A 23,314-nucleotide genomic window follows, 5' to 3' on the forward strand; every position below is an offset into this window, starting at 1 on the left:
GCGGCAGGTCAGTGCAGCCGGCCCAGCCGCTCGCGCAGCCGGCGGGCGTCGCGCAGCCGCTGTTCGTACGTGGCGCCCACCGCGAGCAGCAGCAGGCCGGCCAGCGCAGGGGGCAGCCAGCGCGGCAGCGCCCCGACCACCTGGACGACGTACGGCGCGAGCTCGTGCAGCGCGACCAGGGACAGGACGGCGCCGCCGAGCAGCAGCGGGGCACCGAGCCGGTGCCGGGCGCCCAGCAGGGTCACCACGAGCGCCGCGAGGCCCAGCAGCAGCGGACGCAGCCAGTACGGGTCGACCCAGACAGCGGCGAGGCTCGGCAGCAGGGTCGCGGCCAGGCCGGGGCCGTACGCGGTCCAGGAGGACGCCTGCGGGTCGCGGCGGCGCCGCAGCACCCCCACGGCGAGCGCCAGGACCGTCACCGGCAGCGTGTACGCCTCGGGATCGCCGACGCCCCAGGCCGCGAGGCGTACCCAGGTGGCCAGCAGGAACAGGGCGCCGGCCGCCCAGCCGACCGCCCGGCGGTCCGGGCGGACCGCGGTCCCGGCGGCGATCACCCCGCACAGGGCGAGCACCAGCGACAGCATCGACGCATGACCTGCGGCCAGGCCCACGGCGAGCAGTGCGGGGATCGTGGCGGCGATCTCGGCCGGGACGCTGTGCACGCGCACCGCGAGCAGGGAGACCGCGGCGGGCACCGCGAGGACCAGCAGTGCGGCCTGCTGCGGCGGAAGGGCAAGAGCGGCGGCGCCCGCGCAGGCCAGACCGGTCGCGTACCCGACGGCGGCGACCGCGCCCACCGCCCGGACGGCCGGGTCCGGAGTACGTACGGCCAGGGCGGTGAACAGGACCAGCAGGGCGCCGAACACCGCAAAGGTGGTGCCCCGGGAGGCCAGCGCCAGGCACGACACCGCGCCCGCCGTGACGCCGCCGGCGCCCAGAGCCGCGTACGAGAAGGCGGTACGGACACCAGGAGCGCCGGCCGCAGGCGCGAGAGCCGAGGCGACGGTGGTCAGGGTCAGCGCGGCCGCGGTCAGGGCGACGTACAGGCACAGCGCGGCCACGTAGGGCAGGTCCAGGGAGGTCGGGAGCAGGAGGGCGGCTGCGGTGGCGAGCAGGACGGTGCCGACCGCTGTCGCCGGGTGCGGGGAGCGGCGGTGGAGCACGGCGAGGGCCGCCGCCGCGAGGAGCAGCACCAGAGGGGCGCTGGAGAGGACGTGCCAGGGCACGTCGAACTCCACCGTCCCGCGGAGGGTGGAAGGCAGGCCCTGCCACGGGGCGGCGACCCGGGAGGCGGGACCCGACAGCACGGTCAGGACCAGCGCGGGAACCGTCGAGAGGACCGCACCGGCGCCGACCACCGCGGCCGATGCGGCCAGGCCGTGCCGGACAGGACGGGGGAGACGGGGGAGGCGGGGAGTGCGAACCTCGGACAGTGCCAGGACGGCGAGTGCGCACAGGAGGTAGGCGGGAGCCGTCCAGGCGAGGGGCAGCGCGGGGCGCGCCGTGCCCGCCGCCGCGGCGACCAGCGCCAGGCCCGCCACCAGCGCGGTCGCGAGCTGCGGACGGCAGAAGGAGGCGGCCAGGGCGAGGGCGGCGCAGGCGAGGAGCAGGACGGACGACGGGAGGGCTTCGGCCGCCGTCGCCGCGTCCACGGACATGACGAGGGCGGACAGGAAGACGTAACTTCCGGCCGGCCAGGCGCAGACAGCCGCGAGAACGCCGACCGGGACGAGTCTGCGGGCGAGCTGGGCGGCGCGGCCGGCAGGGGGGACGGCGGCTGCGGGAGCTGCCGGGGTCGTCACCGACGGCGCGCCGGGGCTCGCGGGGGCGACGGGGGCCGCCCTGTGCCTGAGGGCCAGGACTGCTGCGGCCGTGTCCAGGGCTGCCGTCGCCAGCAGTGCCCAGGAGACCGGGAGCTCCGTCGCGGAGTGCGACAACACCCAGAGAGTGAGGGGGAGTTGAGCGACCAGGAGCGCCGCAGGGAGAGGTGTGCGCAGGCGGGGGAGGAAGAGGCCGTACGACGCCCAGAGGAGGGCGAGGAGGGCCGAGGCCACCGCACTGTACGCCGTGCTGTCGGCGTTCTCGAAGGCCACCTCGTGGAGTGCGTACGCGTCCAGGGCCGTCAGGAGGAGGGAGAGCACGCCGATCGATTCCGCCGTTGCCACCAGCCCGCGCCGGACCAGGAACGCGGGCGCGGACAGTGCGGCCAGCGTCACCAGGCCCAGTACGGCGGAACGTCCCGCGATGCCCAACTGCCCCCAGCCAACCAGGGTGAACGCCAGCGCCGCGACCGCGAGGAGGATCCCGCCGAGAGTCAGCAGCACGTTCTGGGCGCTCCGTGCGGGGGCGGAGGGGGAGCCGGCGGTGGAGGTCGCGGCGCGCGAGCGGGGTGCGTCCTGCCAGGGTGCGCGGGGCGGGTGTGCGGCCGGCGAATGCAGGATCCGCAGCAGCCAGGCGCGGCGGAGCAGCAACTGCTCCCTGCGCACGTCGAGTTGGACCAGCTCGCGGTCGAGGAGCACCAGCTCTTCGGCCGGTGCGAGAGGCGGAACGTTCATCATGCCGCGAGTCTGGGGGCCCGGAGCGCATCCCGCATGGGCGCGGATACTCAAAGTGGCTACTCAGGTGCGGCGAACACGGGGTGAGTACGCTCCGGTACCCGCAGACTTGCCCCATGGACTGGTGTCACTACCGCTTCCGCAGCGTCTGGGAACTGCCCGCCCCGCCCAAGGACGTCTACACACTCCTGGAACGCGCCGAGGACTACCCGAGGTGGTGGCCGCAGGTGCGGGAGGTCACCGCCGTCGACGACCGCACCGGCACCGCCCGCTTCCGGTCCTTCCTCCCGTACGACCTGCTGGTCACCGCACACGCACTGCGGCGCGACCCGGTCGCCTCAGTCCTGGAGATCGGCATGACGGGAGACCTGGAGGGCTGGGTGCGCTGGACGATCCTGCCGTACGGCACCGGAACCCGCGCCCACTACGAGCAAGTGGTCGACGTGCACAAGCCGCTGCTGCGCCGGCTCGCCGTCCCGGGGCGCCCCGTCTTCCTCGCCAACCACGCGCTGATGATGCGTGCGGGGCGCAGAGGGGCGGCCGCCGCGCTCGCGGTGTGAAACTCGCGGTGTGAAAGTCGCGGTGTGGGACTCGCGGTTTGAAACCAACCTGAAAAGCGCTGTATGGTTCAACCCGTTCCCGGGCGATTAGCTCAGTGGGAGAGCACTTCGTTCACACCGAAGGGGTCACTGGTTCGAACCCAGTATCGCCCACCTGGGAAAGGCCGGTCCGTCATTGACGGACCGGCTTTTCGCATTCCGGAAGTGCTCTTGGGGTGTGGCTGGCACCACCTCCGACATGGGGGCGGGCTCCCTGGTCCCGCGCCCGCGATGTTCCTAGCGTGGTCGGCACACGGACACCCCGTACCGACAGAGGAGCACTGCTCGATGGACAACACCATGGTCAAAGCGCTGCTGTGGATGCTGCTGGCGGCCTCCGTGGCCGCCAACGGCCTTCTCAGCTCCGCACTGGACGGCGTCTTCCAGGTCCTGCTCAGCGTGGTGGCGGGTGCCGTCGGCCTCACGGCGATAGCCGGACTCGTCGCCGTCAAACGCTCCGCCTCCTGAGCCATCGGCCCCGAGCGCTCCCGAACAGCCCCCGGCTTCAGGCCGCCTGGGCCCGCAGCTCCGGGCGCAGCGGCCACGCCGGGTCCACCGCCTCCTGAGAACCGTTGCGCGCGAACCACGCCTGCAGGCCACGCGCCTGGGCCGCGTGCCACACCGCCTGCAGAGTGTGCAGTTCGGCGGGCGACAATCGTTCGAGCCGGGACGCGAACCGCCTGCCCACGGCCCGTACCAGCTCCAGCGAGGCCGTCGCGTCCGCCGTCGCGTCGTGCGCCCCGTCCAGCTCCACGCCGTAGTGCGCGCACAGATCGCTCAGGGTGCGGCGGCCCTTGCGGTACCGGTCCAGGTGCTTGTCCAGGACCCGCGGGTCCAGTACGTACAGCGGCCTGGCCTCCAGATAGCGGGAGAGCGACGACGCCCGGTGCCGCCTCAACTCCCGGTCCAGCATGGTCAGATCGAACGGCGCGTTCATGATGACCAGCGGCCGGCCCGCCGAGCACTGCTCCGCCAGGGCCCGCGCGATCTCCTCCACCACGGGCGACGGCCACCGGCCGTTGCGCTGCAGGTGCTCGTCGGTCAGCCCGTGTATCTCGGTGGCCCCCGCAGGGACCGGGATGCCCGGGTTGATCAGCCATCGGGTGGCGCGAAACCGTGCTCCCGCCGTGTCCTGGACCACGAGGGCCGCCGAAACTATCCGGTCTCCCTCCACGTCCACACCCGTGGTCTCCGTGTCAAAGGCCGCCAGGGGCCCCTCGTACCAGCACGTCATGTCCCAACTCCTCTTGAGCTCCCGGCAGATGGCGTGCCTCGCGGATGGACCCGGTGCGCTTTCTGCCCGAAGCGGTGATACCCGGGCCGTTTACGCCATAAGCCGTACGGAGACAACACAGGTGACGGACCCGCAAGTTGACGGCCCGTGACACCCACCCTGATCGGCACGGCCCCGGAAGGCACACGTCAGCCATGGCGCTCACGCAGCCCGAACCGGGCGGGCTGCTGCCCGAGCGGATCTCCCACCAGGAGCACCCGCTGCGGGGCGCGCTCGCCACCACCGCCTGCATGGAGACACTCCAGGTGGGCTATCTGCACGCGGTCGCGGCAGCCGCCGGCTGCTCGCTCTCCCAGCCCTTTCCGGACAACGGAATCGACTGGCACGTCAGCCACGGATCCCCCGTGCACGCCATCGACGACGAAGTGACCATCAAGGTCCAGCTCAAGTGCACGTACCAGATCGCCCCGCACCCGCAGGGCTCCGCCTTCTCCTTCACCCTCGACAACGACCACCTGGTGAAGCTGGCGCGGACCCCCGTATCGGTGCACAAGATCCTGGTCGTGATGCTGGTGCCGAGGAGCCGGGACGACTGGCTGCGGGCCGGGCACGACCGGCTCGACCTGCGGCACTGCTGCTACTGGACCAACCTGGCCGGACACCCCGTGACCGGCCGGAACAGGACCAACGTGCGGGTCCCCACCTCGCGGATATTCGACGACCGAGCCCTCTGCGAGATCATGACCCGCGTCGGGGCGGGAGGGACACCCTGATGCACCGGTACCGGCCGATCGAGGATTCCGGACGACCGCACCCGAGCGAAACCGCAGGCAGCTGGGCCGGCGGCGGGCCCGAACCCGCCCAGGTCGACCCCGCCGTCCTCGGCGCGCTGCTCGCCCGGCACGGCTGGCGGCGGCGCGGCGGAGCCGCGGGACGCTACGCGCGTTGGACCCCACCGGGGCCCAGCGGCGGCGGAACCAGCCTCCTCGTACCGGAATCGCGGGCCTTCCCCGACAGCGACGACCTGCTCGGCGAGGCACTGACCGCCCTGGAGCGCTGCCCCGCGCCGTCCGCCCGCGAGGTGCTGGTGCAGCTCGCGGTGCCCAGCGACGAGGTCCGCTGGTCGCGGGACGTACCGGAGGACGTGGCAGGGGCCGCGGCCTGGCCCGCCCAGGAGAAACTGCGCGCGGCGGCCCGGCAGATGCTGCTCGCCGGGGCCCTCGCCGCACGGGGCCGGGCCGGGTACTACGGGGCGCGGCACCGGCGGCAGGCACAGTCGGCGCTGGACGGTGTGCTGGTGGGGGCGGGGACGGGCGGGCGCACCCTGACCGCCTTCGTGCCGGTCGCGACCGGGCGCTCCACCGTCGTACGGCTGCATCACGCGCTGCACGCGACCCGTGAGGCCGCCGACTACCAACGTGCGACCGGCGGCATGGAGGCCTTCGACGCGGCGGTGGAGGCCGGGGTCAGCCATGAACTGACCGATGCGGTCGTCGCGTTGGTGCAGGGCACCGAGGGCGCCCGGATCGCGCTGGCCTGGGCCCCGGCGGCCGGGGTGCCGCCCGGGTGCGCGGTGCGGCCGGAGGTGGTCGAGTTCTCACCGGGTGACCTGCCCGCGCTGCGCTCGGCGGGTGCCCGCTACCGGCGCGACGAGCCGTCCGTACCGGTGCGGATCACGGGCGCCGTCGTACGGATGCGCAGGTCGGCGCCGCGCGGTGGGGGGACGGTGCGGCTGCGGGTACTGGCGGGGGCCGAGGTGCCGTACATACGGACGGTGCTGGACGAGGAGGCGTACCGCATCGCCGGGCACGCGCACCTCGTCGGGCTGCCCGTCCAGGTCAGGGGCCGGCTGGAGAGCCGGGGCGGATTCCGGCGGCTGACCGGGGCGTCGGGGATCGCTCCCGTGCAGGTGGACGAGGCGGAGCGGGACCGGCTGATGAAGGCGCTGCACGAGAACCTGGACTTCTTCGAGGAGGCGTGCAGCGGGGAGGAATGAGGGGACCTGGTGGGGGAGCGGGCAAGGGGACCCGGTGGGGAGCGGATAACCGTTTCGCGTGCGGGCCCGGTCGCTCGGTACGATTCGGGTGCGTGCCGCTTCCACAGGTGCGCACCCCCCTCAGTCAGGAGAGACCGGTGTCAGATGTCCGTGTGTTCATCCAACGCGATTCCGAGCGGGAAGAGCGCGTGGTGACGACGGGCACTACGGCAGCCGAGCTCTTCGCCGGCGAGCGCTCGATCGTCGCCGCCCGTGTCGCGGGCGAGCTGAAGGACCTGTCGTACGAGGTCAAGGACGGCGAGGAGGTCGAGCCGGTCGAGATCACCTCCGAGGACGGCCTCAACATCCTTCGGCACTCGACCGCGCACGTGATGGCGCAGGCGGTGCAGGAGCTGTTCCCGGAGGCGAAGCTGGGGATCGGGCCGCCCATCAAGGACGGCTTCTACTACGACTTCGACGTCGCCGAGCCCTTCACCCCGGAGGACATCAAGCGCGTCGAGAAGAAAATGCAGGAAATCCAGAAGCGCGGGCAGCGGTTCTCGCGCCGGGTCACCACCGACGAAGCCGCCCAGGTGGAGCTGGCCGACGAGCCGTACAAGCTGGAGCTCATCGGCCTCAAGGGCAACGCGGCCCAGGCCGCCGACGGCGCGGACGCGGAGGTGGGCGCCGGCGAGCTGACCATCTACGACAACCTCGACGCGAAGACCGGCGAGCTGTGCTGGAAGGACCTCTGCCGGGGCCCGCACCTGCCGACCACCCGGAACATTCCCGCCTTCAAGCTGATGCGCTCGGCCGCCGCCTACTGGCGCGGCAGCGAGAAGAACAAGCAGCTCCAGCGCATCTACGGCACCGCGTGGCCGACCAAGGACGAGCTCAAGGCGTACCTGGAGTTCCTCGTCGAGGCGGAGAAGCGCGACCACCGCAAGCTGGGCGCGGAGCTGGACCTGTTCTCCTTCCCCGAGGAGATCGGCCCCGGCCTGGCCGTGTTCCATCCCAAGGGCGGCACCATCCGCAAGGAGATGGAGAACTACTCGCGGCGCCGCCACGAGGACGCGGGCTACGAGTTCGTGAACACCCCGCACCTCTCGAAGGAGAAGCTCTTCGAGACCTCGGGGCACCTGCCGAACTACGCGGACGGCATGTTCCCGCCGGTCCAGTTCGACGAGCAGAACTACCGCCTCAAGGCGATGAACTGCCCGATGCACAACCTGATCTTCAAGGCGCGCGGGCGTTCGTACCGTGAACTGCCGCTGCGCTTGTTCGAGTTCGGCACCGTCTACCGGTACGAGAAGTCGGGCGTCGTGCACGGGCTGACCCGCTCGCGCGGCTTCACCCAGGACGACTCGCACATCTACTGCACCAAGGAGCAGATGCCGGACGAGCTCGACTCGCTGCTGACCTTCGTGCTGGACCTGCTGCGCGACTACGGTCTGACCGACTTCGAGCTGGAGCTCTCCACCCGCGACCCCGAGTCCGACAAGTTCATCGGCGAGGACGCGGAGTGGGAGGAGGCCACCGAGGCACTGCGGATCGCCGCCGAGAAGCAGGGGCTTCCGCTGGTTCCGGACCCGGGCGGGGCCGCGTACTACGGGCCGAAGATCTCCGTGCAGGTGCGCGACGCGATCGGCCGGTCCTGGCAGATGTCGACCATCCAGGTCGACTTCCAGCAGCCGAAGCGGTTCGGCCTGGAGTACACGTCGGCGGACGGCACCAAGCAGCAGCCGGTGATGATCCACCGGGCGCTGTTCGGGTCGATCGAGCGTTTCTTCGGCGTGCTTCTTGAGCACTACGCGGGTGCGTTCCCGGTCTGGCTGGCTCCGGTGCAGGCGGTCGGGATTCCGATCGGCGACGCGCACGTCTCGTACCTTCAGGAGTTCGCCGCGGAGGCGAAGAAGAAGGGGCTGCGCATCGAGGTGGACTCCTCCTCCGACCGTATGCAGAAGAAGATCCGCAACCATCAGAAGGCCAAGGTTCCGTTCATGATCCTCGTCGGTGACGAGGACATGGCCGCCGGGACGGTTTCCTTCCGCTATCGCGACGGTTCGCAGGAGAACGGGATTCCGCGTGACCAGGCGGTCGCGAAGCTCGTCGATGTCGTAGAGCGCCGCGTGCAGGTCTAGCACCTGCAAAGGGTTCCGGGAGGGCAGTTCCGTCAGGGGCTGCCCTCTCTGCTGTCGCCCCAGGTCGTCCGCCTATGCTTTGCCCATGACGACAGAGCCGGAGCAGCAGAGTGGACCGGTGGGCGAGCCGGACGGGTTCGGGCGGCTGTGGACGCCCCACCGGATCGCGTACATCCAGGGTGAGAACAAGCCGACCGGACCCGGTTCCGACGACGGCTGCCCCTTCTGCGTGGCTCCCGCGCACAGCGACGAGGAGTCGCTGATCGTCGCGCGCGGCACGAGCGTCTACGCGATCATGAATCTGTACCCGTACAACGGCGGCCACATGATGGTCCTGCCGTACCGGCACGTCGCCGACTACACGGATCTCGACGACGCCGAGACCGCCGAGCTCGCGCTCTTCACCAAGAAGGCGATGATCGCGCTGCGCATGGCGTCCGGGGCGCACGGCTTCAATCTCGGGATGAACCAGGGCGCCGCGGCCGGTGCCGGGATCGCCGCGCACCTGCACCAGCACGTGGTGCCCCGCTGGGGCGGGGACACCAACTTCATGCCGGTCGTCGGGCACACCAAGGTGCTGCCGCAGCTTCTCGCCGATACGCGGAAGATGCTCGCCGACGTGTGGCCCGCATAGCTTCGCGCGTCGTATGCACGGCCTTCACGCGTCGTAGACGTCGGCCCTGCGCGGGGACGGGTCCTGGATCATGCCGCTGAGGAACATCGAACGGCCGTTGAAGCGTTCGGTGTCGACCCCGTGGTCCTCCAAAACCTTGATGGCGGCGGTGTGCACCACCCGCAGCACCGGCGCCGCCGCGCGCATCGCGTCGTCGGCCATGAAGCGGTGCCGCCAGGGCTTCTCCGCCCAGGCGTGCCGCAGGCCGAACGGCTCGGGCAGCGAGATCTTGCCGCCGAAGAAGTCCAGGACGTTCGGGAACCAGGTCAGCGGGGCACGGACGCTGAGCCGTACCACCTCGGTGGTGTCGATCAGCGGCAGCTCCCGGTCCTTGGTCTCCCAGAACCTGACCGTCTTGCTGACCGTCTCCGTCTTCGGTTTCGGCTTCGAGGTGAAGAGGGAGTGCACCGGGCCGAGTGCGTGGCCGGTGACCTCGATGCGCAGGGTTTCGTGCAGGACGGTCACCGTGATGAGCATGGTGATGACCAACTGGCCGTCCCACAGCGTGAATTGGACGCCCAGGTAGTGCCGGTTGCCGGCGCCGAACTGCTGCTCGTTGCAGATGCGCTGTATCTCGTGGTTCTTGATCTGGTACGCGTCGACGTCCTGGCCCTCGGGGCGGCTGACCTCGCCCGCGTTCTCGCCGACGGGGGCGACGATCCAGTGCTTGACCGAGGGGGTGGGGAAGCCGCCGGTGTGCAGGGGGCCGCGCTCCAGCATGCGGAGCTGGTCGTGGATGGCCCTGATGACGTCCCAGCTGCGGAAGCCGTGGATCTCCTTGGCGGGGTCGGCCCGGTTGAGTTCCTCGGCGAGCTGCCAGCTGCCCCAGCGGGTGCCCATGCCGAGTATGCCCTTGGGACCCGCGTAGAAGACCGAGTTGGACTGCTGCTCGGCGGTGAGACGGGCGAGGCCCTGGCGGAGGTTCTCCGCGTTGATCTCGCCGGGACTCTTGGGGACGGCCTCGGGGATCTTGGCGCCGATGCCGCCGCCGGAGAGGAGTGCGGACCAGCGCTCGCGGAGGTCCCTGGCGGTGGATTCGCAGATCTGCTTGGCCCAGAGCCAGCCGATGACGGGGGCGACGACCATGGCGCGCAGGTAGATGCCGAGGAAGCCGTTGAAGGGGAGCTTGATCAGGAAGATCACGACCAGGCCGCCGAAGGCGACGAGCAGGGCGGTGCCGAGGGCTCCGGCCTTCTTGTCCTTGGCCCCCGCGATGGTGCGGCGGAGCTGGAAGACGGCCAGCCAGAGGAGCAGTCCCGGCAGGAAGAGCAGGCCGAAGACGCCCATGACGAAGGTGAGTCTGGCGTCGCGGGCCTTGCGGATGTTGGTGGCGGCCAGGCAGTGCTCGACGACGGTCTGCGGTTCGGTGCCGAAGGACTGGATGAGGGCCTTGCGGGCGCCGCCGAGCATGCGGACCTGGACGGCGCGCGAGAAGGCCTCGCCGAGGTTCGGTTCGAAGAGGGAGAGCTTGCCCTTCTTCACCTCGGACTTGTGCCACTCGCTGTTCGCGTCGAGGAGGGCGGTCGCCGGGCTGTCGCGGTACGCCGCCGAGGCCAGTGCGTGGGTGGCCGCGGTCTGTCCTGCCGCGCCCTGCAGCGGTACCTGTGCACCGGGTGAGAAGTCGAATCCCGAGTCCGCCACTACCGCCCCCATCGACCGTCGCCGTACGACACTGCCCGGCGCCGCCGCTTGGCGCGGCCGACGCTTCCTGCACTGCGGCCTGTTCCCAACTGCCGCGCCCCGCACACCTTCTGAGCTGGGGTCACAGCGTATCGAGGCGATGACGTGTTCGTGTTCCTGTGGGTCATGGGAGCGCGGAATGCCGCCCACCGCAAGCGAATTGGGTGGAATTGGGGTGGGAGACATCACCGCAAATCGGTCAACTAGCTGTCTTTTTGCTCCTGTTCGCGGAATTTTGCCGCGACCTGGGGCGGCATCGGCTCGTGTCGTGCGTACGTACGGCTGAAGCTTCCGGTGCCGTGCGAGACGGAGCGGAGGTCGACGGCGTACCGGCCGATCTCGACCTCGGGGACCTCGGCGCGGACCCGGGTGCGGCCCTGGCCGGCCTGTTCGGTGCCCACCACGCGGCCGCGCCGGCCGGACAGGTCGCTCATGACGGGGCCGACGTAGTGGTCCGGGATCAGGACGGTGACCTGGGCGACCGGCTCCAGGAGGTCGATCCGGGCGTCGGCGGCCGCCTCCCGCAGGGCCAGCGCACCGGCGGTCTGGAACGCCGCGTCGGAGGAGTCCACCGAATGCGCCTTACCGTCCCGCAGGGTGATGCGTACGTCGACGAGCGGATACCCGGTGGCCAGACCGCGGGCGGCCTGGGCGCGTACGCCCTTCTCGACGGACGGGATGAACTGGCGCGGCACCGCCCCGCCGACCACCTTGTCCACGAACTCGACGCCCGTGCCCGGCGGCAGCGGCTCGACGTCGATCTCGCAGATGGCGTACTGGCCGTGGCCGCCGGACTGCTTGACGTGCCGGCCGCGCCCCGAGGTCTTCTCGCCGAAGGTCTCGCGCAGCGACACCTTGTGGCCGACGGCGTCGACCCTGACCCCGTACCGTGCGCGCAGCCGCTCCAGGGCGACGTCGCGGTGTGCCTCGCCCAGGCACCACAGGACGAGCTGGCGGGTGGACTGGTTCTGCTCCAGGCGCATCGTGGGGTCCTCGGCGACGAGCCGGGCCAGGCCCTGCGAGAGCTTGTCCTCGTCGGCCTTGCTGTGTGCCTGGATGGCGAGCGGGAGCAGCGGGTCGGGCATCGTCCACGGCTCCATGAGCAGCGGGTCGTCCTTGGCGGAGAGGGTGTCGCCGGTCTCGGCCCGGGTGAGTTTTGCCACGCAGGCGAGGTCGCCGGCGATGCAGTGGGAGAGGGGGCGCTGCTGTTTGCCGAAGGGCGAGGAGAGGGCGCCGACCCGCTCGTCGACATCGTGGTCGGCATGGCCCCGGTCGGCGAGGCCGTGCCCGGAGACGTGGACGGTCTCGTCGGGGTGCAGCGTGCCGGAGAAGACGCGTACGAGGGAGATCCGGCCGACGTACGGGTCGGATGCGGTCTTGACGACCTCGGCGACCAGCGGGCCCGCGGGGTCGCAGGTCAGCGGGGGAGCGGCCAGGCCCTGCGGGGTGGTGACGGCGGGGAGCTCGTGTTCGGCGGGGGTCGGGAAGCCGCCGGTGATCAGCTCCAGGAGCTCGACGGTGCCGAGTCCCTGACGGCTGCCCTCGGGGGCGGGTGCGGCGGCGAGCACGGGGTGGAACGTGCCGCGGGCGACGGCCCGTTCGAGATCGCCGACGAGGGTCTTCAGGTCGATGTCCTCGCCGTCGAGGTAGCGGTCCATCAGGGACTCGTCCTCGCTCTCGGCGATGATCCCCTCGATGAGCCGGGCGCGGGCGGCCTCGATGCGCGGGAGCTGGGTGGGGTCGGGGGAGAGTTCCCTGCGCTCGCCGGAGGAGTAGTCGTAGATCCTCTGCGAGAGCAGGCCGAGGAGGCCTGCGACCGGGGCGTGTCCGTCGGCGCCGTGGTCGCCGTACAGCGGGAGGTAGAGCGGGAGTACGGCGTCCGGGTCGTCGCCGCCGAAGGCGTCCGCGCAGAAGTCGGTCATGGACTCGAAGTTGGCGCGGGCCGCCTCCAGGTGGGTCACCACGATGGCGCGCGGCATGCCGACGGCGGCGCACTCCTCCCACACCATGCGGGTGGCGCCGTCGACGCCGTCGGAGGCCGAGACGACGAAGAGGGCCGCGTCGGCGGCCCGCAGGCCGGCCCGCAGCTCTCCGACGAAGTCCGCGTATCCGGGGGTGTCCAGCAGGTTGATCTTGATGCCGTCCCATTCGACGGGGACGAGGGAGAGCTGTACGGAGCGCTGTTGCCGGTGCTCGATGTCGTCGTGGTCGGAGACGGTGCTGCCGTCCTCGACGCGGCCCGCCCGGTTCACCGCCCCCGCGGCGAGCGCGAGGGCTTCCACCAGTGTGGTCTTGCCCGATCCGCTGTGGCCGACCAGCACCACGTTCCGTACGGATGCGGGGTGGTCGGCCGTTGTCGCCCTGCCGGCGGCTCCGGGGTGTGCGTTCGGATTGGTCTTGTCGCCCATGGTTTCCGGCCTCCCGAGGAAATGTGCACGGTGAGGAGAAGGGGCGCGGACATGAGGTCCCGCAGCGGCGTGGCGGCACCGATGACGCCCGCGGTAATTTCGAGCTTTCCACTCCGGTCACCGCGCGTCCATAGCCCGGTCCACCGTGTGTGCGGCGGCGCCTGGGCTCCGGTCGGCCGCCCGGGTGCCGCCATCTGTCGTACGGACACGGCGGTGGGCGGGTGCCCGGCGGTGGAGCCGGGTGGTCGTGGCTACGATGGGCCAGCCGGTTGCCATAGGGGCCGCTCGGCGATCCGACCCCTCGGGAAGGCCATGCTGAACAAGTACGCGCGTGCATTCTTCACGCGTGTCCTCACGCCGTTTGCCGCATTTCTGCTCCGTCGTGGAGTGAGTCCGGATGCGGTCACGCTCATCGGTACGGCCGGAGTGATGGCGGGTGCGCTGGTCTTCTTCCCTCGCGGGGAGTTCTTCTGGGGCACCATCGTCATCACCCTCTTCGTCTTCTCCGACCTCGTCGACGGCAACATGGCCCGGCAGGCAGGGGTGTCGAGCCGGTGGGGCGCGTTCCTCGACTCGACGCTGGACCGGGTCGCCGACGCGGGCATCTTCGGCGGGCTCGCCCTCTGGTACGCGGGCAACGGCAACGACAACGTGCTGTGCGCGGTCGCCATCTTCTGCCTCGCGAGCGGTCAGGTCGTCTCGTACACCAAGGCCCGCGGCGAGGCGATCGGGCTGCCGGTCGCGGTCAACGGCCTCGTCGAGAGGGCCGAGCGGCTCGTGATCACGCTGGTCGCGGCCGGGGTCGCCGGACTGCACAAGTTCGGGCTGCCGGGCGTCGACGTGCTGCTGCCGATCGCGCTGTGGGTCGTCGCGGTGGGCTCCCTGGTGACCCTGGGGCAGCGGGTCGTGACGGTGCGCCGGGAGTCGGCGGAGGCCGACGCGGCGACCGGGAACGGGGCCGCGTCGTGAGCAGCGGATCGCAGGACGAGCAGCCGAAGGCCGAGGACAGCGTGAAGACCGAGCAGCCGAAAGCCAAGGACGCATCGGAAGCCAAAAACGCGTCGGAAGCCAAGGCCGGATCGGAAGCCAAGGACGGATCGAAGGCCGGGGACAGCGTGCGGAGCGAGCGGCCGACCGCCAAGGACCGGCTGGTCGACGGGTTGTACGGGCTCGGCTGGGGCGGCGTCAAGAAGCTTCCCGAGCCGGTTGCCGCCGCCCTCGGCCGCACCGTCGCCGACCGGGCCTGGAAGCGGCGCGGCAAGAGCGTGCTGCGGCTGGAGTCCAACCTCGCCCGGGTCGTGCCCGACGCGAGTGCCCAGCGGCTCGCGGCCCTCTCGAAGGCCGGCATGCGTTCGTACATGCGGTACTGGATGGAGTCCTTCCGGCTGCCCGCGTGGAGCCCGGAGCGGATCGCCGCCGACGTCGACATCCAGGACTCGTACCGGATAACGGAGGCGCTCGACTCAGGCCGGGGCGTCGTCCTGGCGCTGCCGCACATGGCCAACTGGGACCTGGCCGGGGCGTGGGTCACCACCTTCCTCGGGCACCCCTTCACGACGGTCGCGGAACGGCTCAAGCCGGAGACGCTGTACGACAGGTTCGTCGCGTACCGCGAGAGCCTCGGCATGGAGGTCGTCCCGCACACGGGCGGCTCCGCCTTCGGGACGCTCGCCCGGCGGCTGCGGGCCGGCCGGCTGGTCTGTCTGGTCGCCGACCGGGACCTCTCGGCCTCGGGCATCGAGGTCAAGTTCTTCGGCGAGAGCGCGCGGATGCCGGCCGGGCCCGCGATCCTGGCACAGCAGACGGGAGCGCTGCTGCTGCCGGTGACGCTCTGGTACGACGGTCCGAAGATGATGCGGGGCCGGATCCATCCGCCCGTGGACGTACCCGAGACAGGCACACGGAACGACAAGACGTCAGAGATGACACAGGCGCTGGCCGACGCCTTCGCCACCGGGATCGCCGAGCATCCGGAGGACTGGCACATGCTGCAACGACTGTGGCTGGCGGATCTTCAGGCGCGGCCGGGGGAGAGCGCGTGAGGATCGGCATCGTCTGCCCCTACTCGTGGGACGTGCCGGGCGGCGTCCAGTTCCACATCAGGGACCTCGCCGAGCACCTGATCGGGCTCGGGCACGAGGTGTCGGTGCTGGCCCCGGCGGACGACGAGACTCCGCTGCCGCCGTACGTGGTGTCGGCGGGGCGGGCGGTTCCGGTGCGCTACAACGGGTCGGTGGCGCGGCTGAGCTTCGGTGTCCTGTCGGCGGCCCGAGTGCGGCGGTGGCTGCACGACGGGACCTTCGACGTGGTCCACATCCACGAGCCCGCGGCCCCGTCGCTCGGCCTGCTGACCTGCTGGGCCGCCCAGGGCCCGATCGTGGCGACCTTCCACACCTCCACGGCCCGCTCGCGCTTCATGCTCGCCGCGTACTCCATCCTGCAGCCCGCGCTGGAGAAGATCAGCGCGCGGATCGCGGTGAGCGAGTACGCGCGGCGGACGCTGGTGGAGCACCTGGGCGGGGACGCGGTCACGATCCCCAACGGGGTCGACGTCGACTTCTTCGCGAAGGCCGAGCCGAAGGAGGAGTGGCAGGGCCAGACCCTGGGCTTCATCGGCCGCATCGACGAACCGCGCAAGGGCCTGCCGGTACTGATGCGGGCCCTGCCCCGGATCCTGGCCGAGCGCCCCGGCACCCGGCTGCTGGTCGCGGGACGCGGCGACGAGAAGGAGGCGGTCGCCTCGCTGCCCGAGGAGATGCGCTCCCGGGTGGAGTTCCTCGGCATGGTCAGCGACGAGGACAAGGCACGGCTGCTGCGCAGCGTCGATGTGTACGTGGCCCCCAATACGGGCGGCGAGAGCTTCGGGATCATCCTGGTCGAGGCGCTGTCGGCGGGGGCGCCGGTACTGGCGAGCGACCTGGACGCGTTCGCGCAGGTGCTGGACCAGGGGGCGGCGGGCGACCTGTTCGCGAACGAGGACGCCGAGGCGCTGGCCGCTGCGGCGGTACGGCTCCTCGGCGACGCCGGACGACGCGCGGAGCTGAGCGAGCGCGGAGCGCTGCACGTACGGCGCTTCGACTGGTCGACGGTGGCGGCGGACATCCTGTCGGTGTACGAGACGGTGATGGACGGGGCGGCGTCGGTGGTACCGACGACGGAGGAGGAACGGCCGGGGAGGGTGGCGAGGGCGCGGGCGAGGATGGGCCGGGACTGAGCGGGGGCCGGTCCGGCATGTGAGGACGTGCCCCTCCAGCCCGTCCGCGCACCTTCAGCCTGGTCCAGCGACTTCAGCCCGTCCGGCGTTTGAGGACGCGCGGCGCAGCCGTGCACCGGGCGCAGCCCGGGACGCCCGCCCCCACCGGCGCCAGCCGTGATGCTTTTCCCGCCCCGCGGCGAGCGGTTTAGGTGGAGGGGTGGGGAGGGGCCGAATCCGCGAAGCGGCCCACCGGGCCGCACGGGGCGCGAGGGCGGAGCGGGTGCGGTCGAGGAGGGGGCGTGCTCTGCGTGGGGGCCGCCCCCTTGCCCACCCGTCCCGCCCCCGGGGGGCGGCCCCGCTGCCCAAGAGGGCTAGGGGGCTCGGGGGTCAGGGGCAGGCTTTTGGGGGCGCGGGGAACTGCGCGATCAGCCGCGACGCGCCCGCACGACGACCACCGGCCCCGTTGCCCAAGGGGGTGGGCACGCTGCCCAGAGGATGGTGGGGCGCCCGGCCCGTGGGTGGTGGCCCGGTAGCCTCGGCAGGTGACCGTTACCCTCATCTGGATCGTCGTTGCCCTCTTCGCGATCGGCCTCTATCTCAGCTGGACCGCAGGCCGGCTCGACCGGCTGCACGCCCGTATCGACGCCTCCCGTGCCGCCCTCGACGCGCAGCTGTTGCGAAGGGCTTCCGTGACACAGGAGTTGGCGACCTCGGGGGTGCTGGATCCCGCCTCGTCGATCGTGCTGTACCAGGCCGCGCACGACGCCCGGCAGGCCGAGGAGGAGCAGCGGGAGGTCGCGGAGAGCGAGCTCAGTCAGGCGCTGCGGGCCGTGTTCGGGGAGCCGGAGCAGGTGGAGGCGCTGAAGCTGGCCCCGGGCGGTGAAGAGGCGGCGGGGGAGCTGGCCGCTGCCGTACGCCGGGTGCCGATGGCGCGGCGGTTCCACAACGACTCGGTCCGGGCGGCCCGCGCCCTGCGCCGGCACCGCAAGGTCCGGTGGTTCCGGCTGGCCGGGCACGCCCCGTTCCCGATGGCCTTCGAGATGGACGACGAGCCTCCGGTGGCCCTCGCCGACCGCCCCGGCACCTGAGGGAGCCGCGAAAACGATCCACCGGCTACTCATTGGCTCTTGCAGTGGACTGGTCCAGGGCGTTTCCTCAGCGGTGCGGGTAGTTCGCGCGGATTCGGCGCGGGAACCCGCAGAAACGCTTTGCCTTCCGTCTTCGAGCGAGGTCGATCAGATGTCCAGCAACACCACCCCCCACACCCCCGCCACCGGCACCGACCGCGTCAAGCGCGGCATGGCCGAGCAGCTCAAGGGCGGTGTGATCATGGACGTCGTCAACGCCGAGCAGGCGAAGATCGCCGAGGACGCCGGTGCCGTCGCCGTCATGGCGCTGGAGCGGGTCCCCGCCGACATCCGCAAGGACGGCGGCGTGGCCCGGATGTCCGACCCCAACATGATCGAAGAGATCATCGAGGCCGTGTCGATCCCGGTCATGGCGAAGTCCCGCATCGGCCACTTCGTCGAGGCCCAGGTCCTCCAGTCGCTCGGTGTCGACTACATCGACGAGTCCGAGGTGCTGACCCCGGCCGACGAGGTCAACCACTCCGACAAGTGGGCGTTCACCACCCCCTTCGTCTGTGGCGCCACCAACCTGGGCGAGGCCCTGCGCCGTATCGCCGAGGGCGCGGCCATGATCCGCTCCAAGGGCGAGGCCGGCACCGGCAACGTCGTCGAGGCGGTCCGTCACCTCCGCCAGATCAAGAACGAGATCGCCAAGCTGCGCGGCTACGACAACAACGAGCTGTTCGCCGCCGCCAAGGACCTCCGCGCCCCGTACGAGCTGGTCAAGGAGGTCGCCGAGCTCGGCAAGCTCCCCGTGGTGCTGTTCTCCGCCGGTGGCGTCGCCACCCCCGCCGACGCCGCGCTGATGCGCCAGCTCGGTGCCGAGGGCGTCTTCGTCGGCTCCGGCATCTTCAAGTCCGGCGACCCGGCCAAGCGCGCCGCCGCCATCGTCCGCGCCACCACCTTCTTCGACGACCCGAAGATCATCGCGGATGCGTCGCGCAACCTGGGCGAGGCCATGGTCGGCATCAACTGCGACACCCTCCCCGAGTCCGAGCGCTACGCCAACCGGGGCTGGTAACAAGCATGAAGAGCAACCCCGTTGTCGGCGTCCTGGCCCTCCAGGGCGACGTACGGGAGCACTTGATCGCCCTGGCCGTGGCCGACGCCACGGCCAGGGAGGTCCGGCGCCCCGAGGAGCTCGCCGAGGTCGACGGGCTGGTCGTCCCCGGTGGGGAGTCCACCACCATCTCCAAACTGGCGACGCTCTTCGGCCTGCTGGAGCCGCTGCGCGAGCGCATCGCCGACGGCATGCCCGTGTACGGCACCTGCGCCGGCATGATCCTGCTCGCGGACAAGATCCTCGATCCGCGGTCCGGCCAGGAGACCCTGGGCGGCATCGACATGATCGTGCGCCGCAACGCCTTCGGACGGCAGAACGAGTCCTTCGAGACCACCGTCCACGTCGACGGCGTCGAAGACGGCCCCGTCGAGGGCGTCTTCATCCGGGCGCCGTGGGTGGAGTCGGTGGGCGCCGAGGTCGAGGTGCTCGCCGAGCACGGCGGTCACATCGTGGCCGTACGACAGAAAAACGCGCTCGCCACGTCCTTCCATCCGGAGCTCACCGGCGACCACCGGGTGCACGCGATGTTCGTGGACATGGTGCGCGCTGCCTCCTGAGCGCAGCCGCCTGCCTCCTGAGCGCAGTCAGCCGAGCAGATCCCGGTAGGATCTCTGCCGAACGCAGCAGAATTGGTTACGCGAAGGAGACAGGCAGATGTCCGGCCACTCTAAATGGGCTACGACGAAGCACAAGAAGGCCGTGATTGACGCCAAGCGCGGCAAGCTCTTCGCGAAGCTGATCAAGAACATCGAAGTCGCGGCCCGCACGGGCGGCATCGACCCCGAGGGCAACCCCACGCTGGTCGACGCCATCCAGAAGGCGAAGAAGAGCTCCGTCCCCAACAAGAACATCGACTCCGCGGTCAAGCGCGGCGGTGGCCTTGAGGCGGGCGGCGCCGACTACGAGACGATCATGTACGAGGGTTACGGCCCGAACGGTGTCGCGGTGCTCATCGAGTGCCTCACCGACAACCGCAACCGTGCCGCCTCGGACGTGCGCGTCGCGATGACCCGCAACGGCGGCTCGATGGCCGACCCGGGTTCCGTCTCGTACCTCTTCCACCGCAAGGGCGTCGTCATCGTCCCCAAGGGCGAGCTCTCCGAGGACGACGTGCTGGGTGCGGTGCTCGACGCGGGTGCCGAAGAGGTCAACGACCTCGGCGACACCTTCGAGGTGATCAGCGAGGCGACCGACCTGGTCGCGGTCCGCACCGCGCTTCAGACGGAGGGCATCGACTACGACTCGGCGGACGCCAACTTCGTGCCGACCATGCAGGTCGAGTTGGAGGAAGAGGGCGCGCGCAAGATCTTCAAGCTGATCGACGCGCTGGAGGACAGCGACGACGTGCAGAACGTCTTCGCCAACTTCGACGTCAGCGACAAGGTCATGGCCGCGCTCGACGAAGAGTAGTCAGCAGTCGGAGCAGTCAGCATTGCCAGTACGACGACGGGCCGACGGGGACATCCCCGTCGGCCCGTCGCGTTGCCGGACCTGATTGTCAGTGCGAGCCGATAGCCTGCACAAACAGGTGAGCGAAGAGGCGAAGAGGGGGCGGCATGCGGGTACTGGGCGTGGACCCGGGGCTGACCCGGTGCGGTGTCGGTGTGGTCGAGGGGGTGGCCGGGCGCCCACTGACCATGTGCGGGGTGGGGGTCGTACGGACGCCTGCCGACGTCGAGTTGGGGCTGCGCCTCGTCGCCATCGAGCAGGGCATCGAGCAGTGGCTCGACGACTACCGGCCCGAAGTCCTCGCCGTGGAGCGGGTGTTCAGCCAGCACAACGTGAGTACGGTGATGGGCACCGCCCAGGCCAGCGCCGTCGCCATGCTCTGCGCCTCCCGCCGCGGCATCCCCGTCGCCCTGCACACCCCCAGCGAGGTCAAGGCCGCCGTCAGCGGCAGCGGCCGCGCGGACAAGGCGCAGGTCGGGGCGATGGTGACCCGGCTGCTGCGGCTCGACGCCCCGCCGAAACCGGCCGACGCGGCCGACGCCCTCGCCCTCGCCATCTGCCACATCTGGCGGGCCCCCGCACAGAACCGGCTCCAGCAGGCGGTAGCCGCGCACAAGTCCCGTACCCCACAGACCCGTACCCCACAGACCCGTTCAGTACAGACCCGTTCAGTACAGAGAGGCCGCACCTCATGATCGCCTTCGTCAGTGGCCCGGTGGCCGCCCTCGCTCCGAACACCGCGGTCATCGAGGTCGGCGGCGTCGGCATGGCCGTCCAGTGCACGCCGAACACGCTGTCCACCCTCCGGATGGGCAAAGCGGCCAAGCTCGCCACGTCCCTGGTCGTACGGGAGGACTCGCTCACGCTGTACGGCTTCGCGGACGACGACGAACGGCAGGTCTTCGAGCTGCTCCAGACCGCCAGCGGCGTCGGCCCCCGCCTCGCCCAGGCCATGCTCGCCGTGCACAGCCCCGACGCACTGCGGCTCGCGGTGTCCACCGGGGACGAGAAGGCGCTCACCGCCGTCCCCGGCATCGGCAAGAAGGGCGCACAGAAACTACTCCTCGAACTGAAGGACAGGCTCGGCGCCCCGCTCGGCACCGGCGGACAGCTCGGCGCCCAGCGCGCCGCATCGGGCCCTGCCCCCTGGAGCGAGCAGCTCGGCGCCGCGCTGATCGGCCTCGGATACGCCTCCCGCGAGGCGGAGGAAGCAGTGGCGGCCGTCACCCCGCAGGCCGAGGCCGCCCTCGCCGAGGGTGCCCAGCCGCCGGTGCCGCAGCTGCTGCGCGCGGCCCTCCAGACCCTCAACCGTGCCCGCTGACCGCAGCAGTCCTGACACCTCGCAGCACGTACCGCAGCCGACCCGAGAGATCCGCACATGAACTGGGACGAGACCGCACCCGACACCGACCCGAGGCTGGTCGACTCCTCCGCCGACGGCGAGGACCAGGCGGTCGAGGCAGCGCTGCGCCCCAAGGACCTGGAGGAGTTCGTCGGTCAGGAGAAGGTGCGTGAGCAGCTCGACCTGGTGCTGCGCGCGGCCCGAGCCCGTGGCGCCACCGCCGACCACGTCCTGCTCTCCGGCGCCCCCGGCCTCGGCAAGACCACCCTCTCCATGATCATCGCCGCCGAGATGAACGCCCCGATCCGCATCACCAGCGGCCCGGCCATCCAGCACGCCGGCGACCTCGCCGCGATCCTCTCCTCGCTCCAGGAGGGAGAGGTCCTCTTCCTCGACGAGATCCACCGGATGTCCCGCCCGGCGGAGGAGATGCTCTACATGGCGATGGAGGACTTCCGCGTCGACGTCATCGTCGGCAAGGGCCCCGGCGCCACCGCCATCCCCCTCGAACTGCCCCCCTTCACCCTGGTCGGTGCCACCACCCGGGCCGGACTGCTGCCGCCGCCGCTGCGCGACCGCTTCGGCTTCACCGGGCACATGGAGTTCTACGAACCCTCCGAGCTTGAGCGCGTCATCCACCGCTCGGCCCGCCTCCTGGACGTCGAGATCGGCGTGGACGGGGCCGCCGAGATCGCGGGCCGCTCCCGCGGCACCCCCCGCATCGCCAACCGGCTGCTGCGCCGGGTCCGCGACTACTCCCAGGTCAAGACGGAGGGCGGGATCATCGACAAGGAGATCGCGTCCGCCGCCCTCAAGGTGTACGAGGTGGACCCGCGCGGTCTCGACCGCCTCGACCGCGCCGTCCTGGGCGCGCTCCTCAAGCTCTTCGGCGGCGGACCGGTCGGCCTGTCCACCCTCGCCGTCGCCGTGGGGGAGGAGCGCGAGACCGTCGAGGAGGTCGCCGAACCCTTCCTCGTACGAGAAGGACTCCTGGCCAGGACACCGCGGGGCCGGGTCGCCACCCCCGCCGCCTGGGCCCACCTGGGGCTGGTGCCGCCGCAGCAGGGCGCCACGAAAGGCGGACAACCGGGTCTGTTCGGGGCCTGACGGTGTGGAGCCTCGCCGGGTCAGGAACCACGGTGCGATCCTGGACGTTGTTCCATTGATGCGGACTCGCTTAGACTCCGCCGATGCCGACCCTCCGGGTCTGCATGCCCACCCCCGTATATACAGGCCGCCTTCGGTGCGGTCGTGCGAAGGAAGTTCCGTCCCGTGAGTGTTGTGACCCTCCTCCCCTTCATCGTGCTCATCGGGGCCATGTTCCTGATGACCCGGTCCGCCAAGAAGAAGCAGCAGGCCGCTGCGCAGATGCGCAACGAAATGCAGCCCGGCACCGGCGTGCGCACCATCGGCGGCATGTACGCCACGGTCAAGGAGGTTCACGACGACACGGTCCTTCTTGAGGTCGCCCCGGGCGTCCACGCCGTCTACGCGAAGAACTCCATCGGTGCGGTCCTCTCCGACGAGGAGTACAACCGCATCGTGCACGGCGAGGACGCCGCCGAGATCGACTCCGACGCTCCCGTCGTCCCGGACGACGCCTCGTCGCTGACCGGGTCGGACGACGACGCGGACGTGGCCCGCATCGACCTCGGCAAGAAGCCCGAGACGGACGAGCCGGCCGCCGACGCCGCTGCCGACGCCGAGCCGAAGGACAAGAAGGCCGACGGCGAGGGCGACGCGAAGTAGCCACCCCCGCGGACCGCGGCGTCGCCCACGAGGCGCGCCGCGGGCGGGCGCGCCGCGCCCCGCCGGTGGGGGGGGGGGGTGGATGACACCCAGTGACAGCACAAAACCACACACGTAGATGCG

21 protein-coding genes and 1 tRNA gene are annotated in these 23,314 nt (G+C 71.0%); 18 read left to right on the forward strand and 4 right to left on the reverse strand.

Annotated features, from left to right (window positions below):
- Positions 1-8: 8 nt before the first annotated feature.
- Positions 9-2,558 (reverse strand): hypothetical protein, encoded by a 2,550-nt coding sequence (locus AB0D18_RS30085; protein WP_362425379.1) that lies wholly within the window; start codon positions 2,556-2,558, stop codon positions 9-11.
- Between the two features lie 113 nt (positions 2,559-2,671).
- On the opposite strand from AB0D18_RS30085, the gene AB0D18_RS30090 reads away from it, so the two are divergent.
- The 3 genes from AB0D18_RS30090 (at position 2,672) to AB0D18_RS30100 (ending at position 3,622) form a co-directional block, all read left to right on the forward strand.
- A complete protein-coding gene (locus AB0D18_RS30090; RefSeq protein WP_362425382.1) occupies positions 2,672-3,115 on the forward strand; it encodes an SRPBCC family protein in 444 nt (147 codons plus the stop codon).
- Positions 3,116-3,196: 81 nt separating this feature from the next.
- Positions 3,197-3,268, forward strand: a tRNA-Val gene (locus tag AB0D18_RS30095).
- 174 nt (positions 3,269-3,442) lie between these two features.
- Positions 3,443-3,622, forward strand: a complete 180-nt coding sequence (locus AB0D18_RS30100; protein ID WP_362425385.1) for a hypothetical protein — start codon at positions 3,443-3,445, stop codon at positions 3,620-3,622.
- Between the two features lie 37 nt (positions 3,623-3,659).
- On the opposite strand, the gene AB0D18_RS30105 is transcribed toward AB0D18_RS30100, so the two are convergent.
- Positions 3,660-4,388, reverse strand: coding sequence for a 3'-5' exonuclease (locus AB0D18_RS30105; protein ID WP_362425388.1), 729 nt, complete (start codon positions 4,386-4,388; stop codon positions 3,660-3,662).
- Positions 4,389-4,582: 194 nt separating this feature from the next.
- On the opposite strand from AB0D18_RS30105, the gene AB0D18_RS30110 reads away from it, so the two are divergent.
- The 4 genes from AB0D18_RS30110 (at position 4,583) to AB0D18_RS30125 (ending at position 9,138) form a co-directional block, all read left to right on the forward strand.
- Complete coding sequence (locus tag AB0D18_RS30110; protein WP_362425391.1) at positions 4,583-5,161, forward strand: DUF4365 domain-containing protein; 579 nt, start codon at positions 4,583-4,585, stop codon at positions 5,159-5,161.
- A complete protein-coding gene (locus tag AB0D18_RS30115; RefSeq protein ID WP_362425394.1) occupies positions 5,161-6,384 on the forward strand; it encodes a hypothetical protein in 1,224 nt (407 codons plus the stop codon). Before AB0D18_RS30110 ends, AB0D18_RS30115 begins: the two co-directional genes overlap by 1 nt.
- A gap of 137 nt (positions 6,385-6,521) precedes the next feature.
- Positions 6,522-8,504 carry a threonine--tRNA ligase gene (gene thrS, locus AB0D18_RS30120; protein ID WP_362425397.1) on the forward strand — a complete coding sequence of 661 codons (1,983 nt, stop codon included), beginning with the start codon at positions 6,522-6,524 and terminating at the stop codon, positions 8,502-8,504.
- An 85-nt stretch (positions 8,505-8,589) separates the two neighbouring features.
- The gene (locus AB0D18_RS30125) at positions 8,590-9,138 is read left to right on the forward strand and encodes an HIT domain-containing protein (protein WP_362425400.1); all 549 of its coding nucleotides are present in this window, start codon (positions 8,590-8,592) and stop codon (positions 9,136-9,138) included.
- A 24-nt stretch (positions 9,139-9,162) separates the two neighbouring features.
- On the opposite strand, the gene AB0D18_RS30130 is transcribed toward AB0D18_RS30125, so the two are convergent.
- Together AB0D18_RS30130 and AB0D18_RS30135 are read right to left on the reverse strand one after the other, a co-directional pair.
- The gene (locus tag AB0D18_RS30130) at positions 9,163-10,818 is read right to left on the reverse strand and encodes a hypothetical protein (RefSeq protein WP_362425403.1); all 1,656 of its coding nucleotides are present in this window, start codon (positions 10,816-10,818) and stop codon (positions 9,163-9,165) included.
- Positions 10,819-11,060: 242 nt separating this feature from the next.
- Positions 11,061-13,265 (reverse strand): elongation factor G-like protein EF-G2, encoded by a 2,205-nt coding sequence (locus tag AB0D18_RS30135; protein ID WP_362425406.1) that lies wholly within the window; start codon positions 13,263-13,265, stop codon positions 11,061-11,063.
- Positions 13,266-13,577: 312 nt separating this feature from the next.
- Between AB0D18_RS30135 and pgsA the strand changes: the two genes are divergently transcribed.
- From pgsA to yajC, 11 genes are all read left to right on the forward strand, one after another.
- A complete protein-coding gene (pgsA, locus tag AB0D18_RS30140) occupies positions 13,578-14,234 on the forward strand; it encodes a phosphatidylinositol phosphate synthase (RefSeq protein WP_362425409.1) in 657 nt (218 codons plus the stop codon).
- Positions 14,235-14,380: 146 nt separating this feature from the next.
- Positions 14,381-15,307: a phosphatidylinositol mannoside acyltransferase gene (locus AB0D18_RS30145; RefSeq protein ID WP_362425466.1), complete on the forward strand. Its 927-nt coding sequence runs from the start codon at positions 14,381-14,383 to the stop codon at positions 15,305-15,307.
- Positions 15,304-16,479 (forward strand): glycosyltransferase family 4 protein, encoded by a 1,176-nt coding sequence (locus AB0D18_RS30150; protein WP_362425412.1) that lies wholly within the window; start codon positions 15,304-15,306, stop codon positions 16,477-16,479. The genes AB0D18_RS30145 and AB0D18_RS30150 overlap by 4 nt, the downstream gene beginning before the upstream one ends.
- A 524-nt stretch (positions 16,480-17,003) precedes the next feature.
- Positions 17,004-17,549 carry a hypothetical protein gene (locus AB0D18_RS30155; protein ID WP_362425415.1) on the forward strand — a complete coding sequence of 182 codons (546 nt, stop codon included), beginning with the start codon at positions 17,004-17,006 and terminating at the stop codon, positions 17,547-17,549.
- 151 nt (positions 17,550-17,700) lie between these two features.
- Complete coding sequence (pdxS, locus tag AB0D18_RS30160; protein ID WP_362425418.1) at positions 17,701-18,609, forward strand: pyridoxal 5'-phosphate synthase lyase subunit PdxS; 909 nt, start codon at positions 17,701-17,703, stop codon at positions 18,607-18,609.
- Between the two features lie 5 nt (positions 18,610-18,614).
- Positions 18,615-19,208 (forward strand): pyridoxal 5'-phosphate synthase glutaminase subunit PdxT, encoded by a 594-nt coding sequence (pdxT, locus tag AB0D18_RS30165; RefSeq protein ID WP_362425421.1) that lies wholly within the window; start codon positions 18,615-18,617, stop codon positions 19,206-19,208.
- 97 nt (positions 19,209-19,305) lie between these two features.
- Positions 19,306-20,061: a YebC/PmpR family DNA-binding transcriptional regulator gene (locus AB0D18_RS30170; RefSeq protein WP_362425424.1), complete on the forward strand. Its 756-nt coding sequence runs from the start codon at positions 19,306-19,308 to the stop codon at positions 20,059-20,061.
- A gap of 146 nt (positions 20,062-20,207) precedes the next feature.
- On the forward strand, positions 20,208-20,795 hold the full coding sequence (gene ruvC, locus AB0D18_RS30175; protein ID WP_362425427.1) for a crossover junction endodeoxyribonuclease RuvC: 588 nt from the start codon (positions 20,208-20,210) through the stop codon (positions 20,793-20,795).
- The gene (gene ruvA, locus AB0D18_RS30180) at positions 20,792-21,421 is read left to right on the forward strand and encodes a Holliday junction branch migration protein RuvA (protein ID WP_362425430.1); all 630 of its coding nucleotides are present in this window, start codon (positions 20,792-20,794) and stop codon (positions 21,419-21,421) included. Before ruvC ends, ruvA begins: the two co-directional genes overlap by 4 nt.
- Positions 21,422-21,478: 57 nt before the next feature.
- A complete protein-coding gene (gene ruvB / locus AB0D18_RS30185; protein ID WP_362425433.1) occupies positions 21,479-22,549 on the forward strand; it encodes a Holliday junction branch migration DNA helicase RuvB in 1,071 nt (356 codons plus the stop codon).
- Positions 22,550-22,714: 165 nt separating this feature from the next.
- Positions 22,715-23,191 (forward strand): preprotein translocase subunit YajC, encoded by a 477-nt coding sequence (gene yajC / locus AB0D18_RS30190; RefSeq protein ID WP_362425436.1) that lies wholly within the window; start codon positions 22,715-22,717, stop codon positions 23,189-23,191.
- Positions 23,192-23,314: the final 123 nt, after the last annotated feature.

Source organism: Streptomyces sp. NPDC048442, assembly GCF_040651475.1.
Taxonomy (GTDB): Bacteria; Actinomycetota; Actinomycetes; order Streptomycetales; family Streptomycetaceae; genus Streptomyces.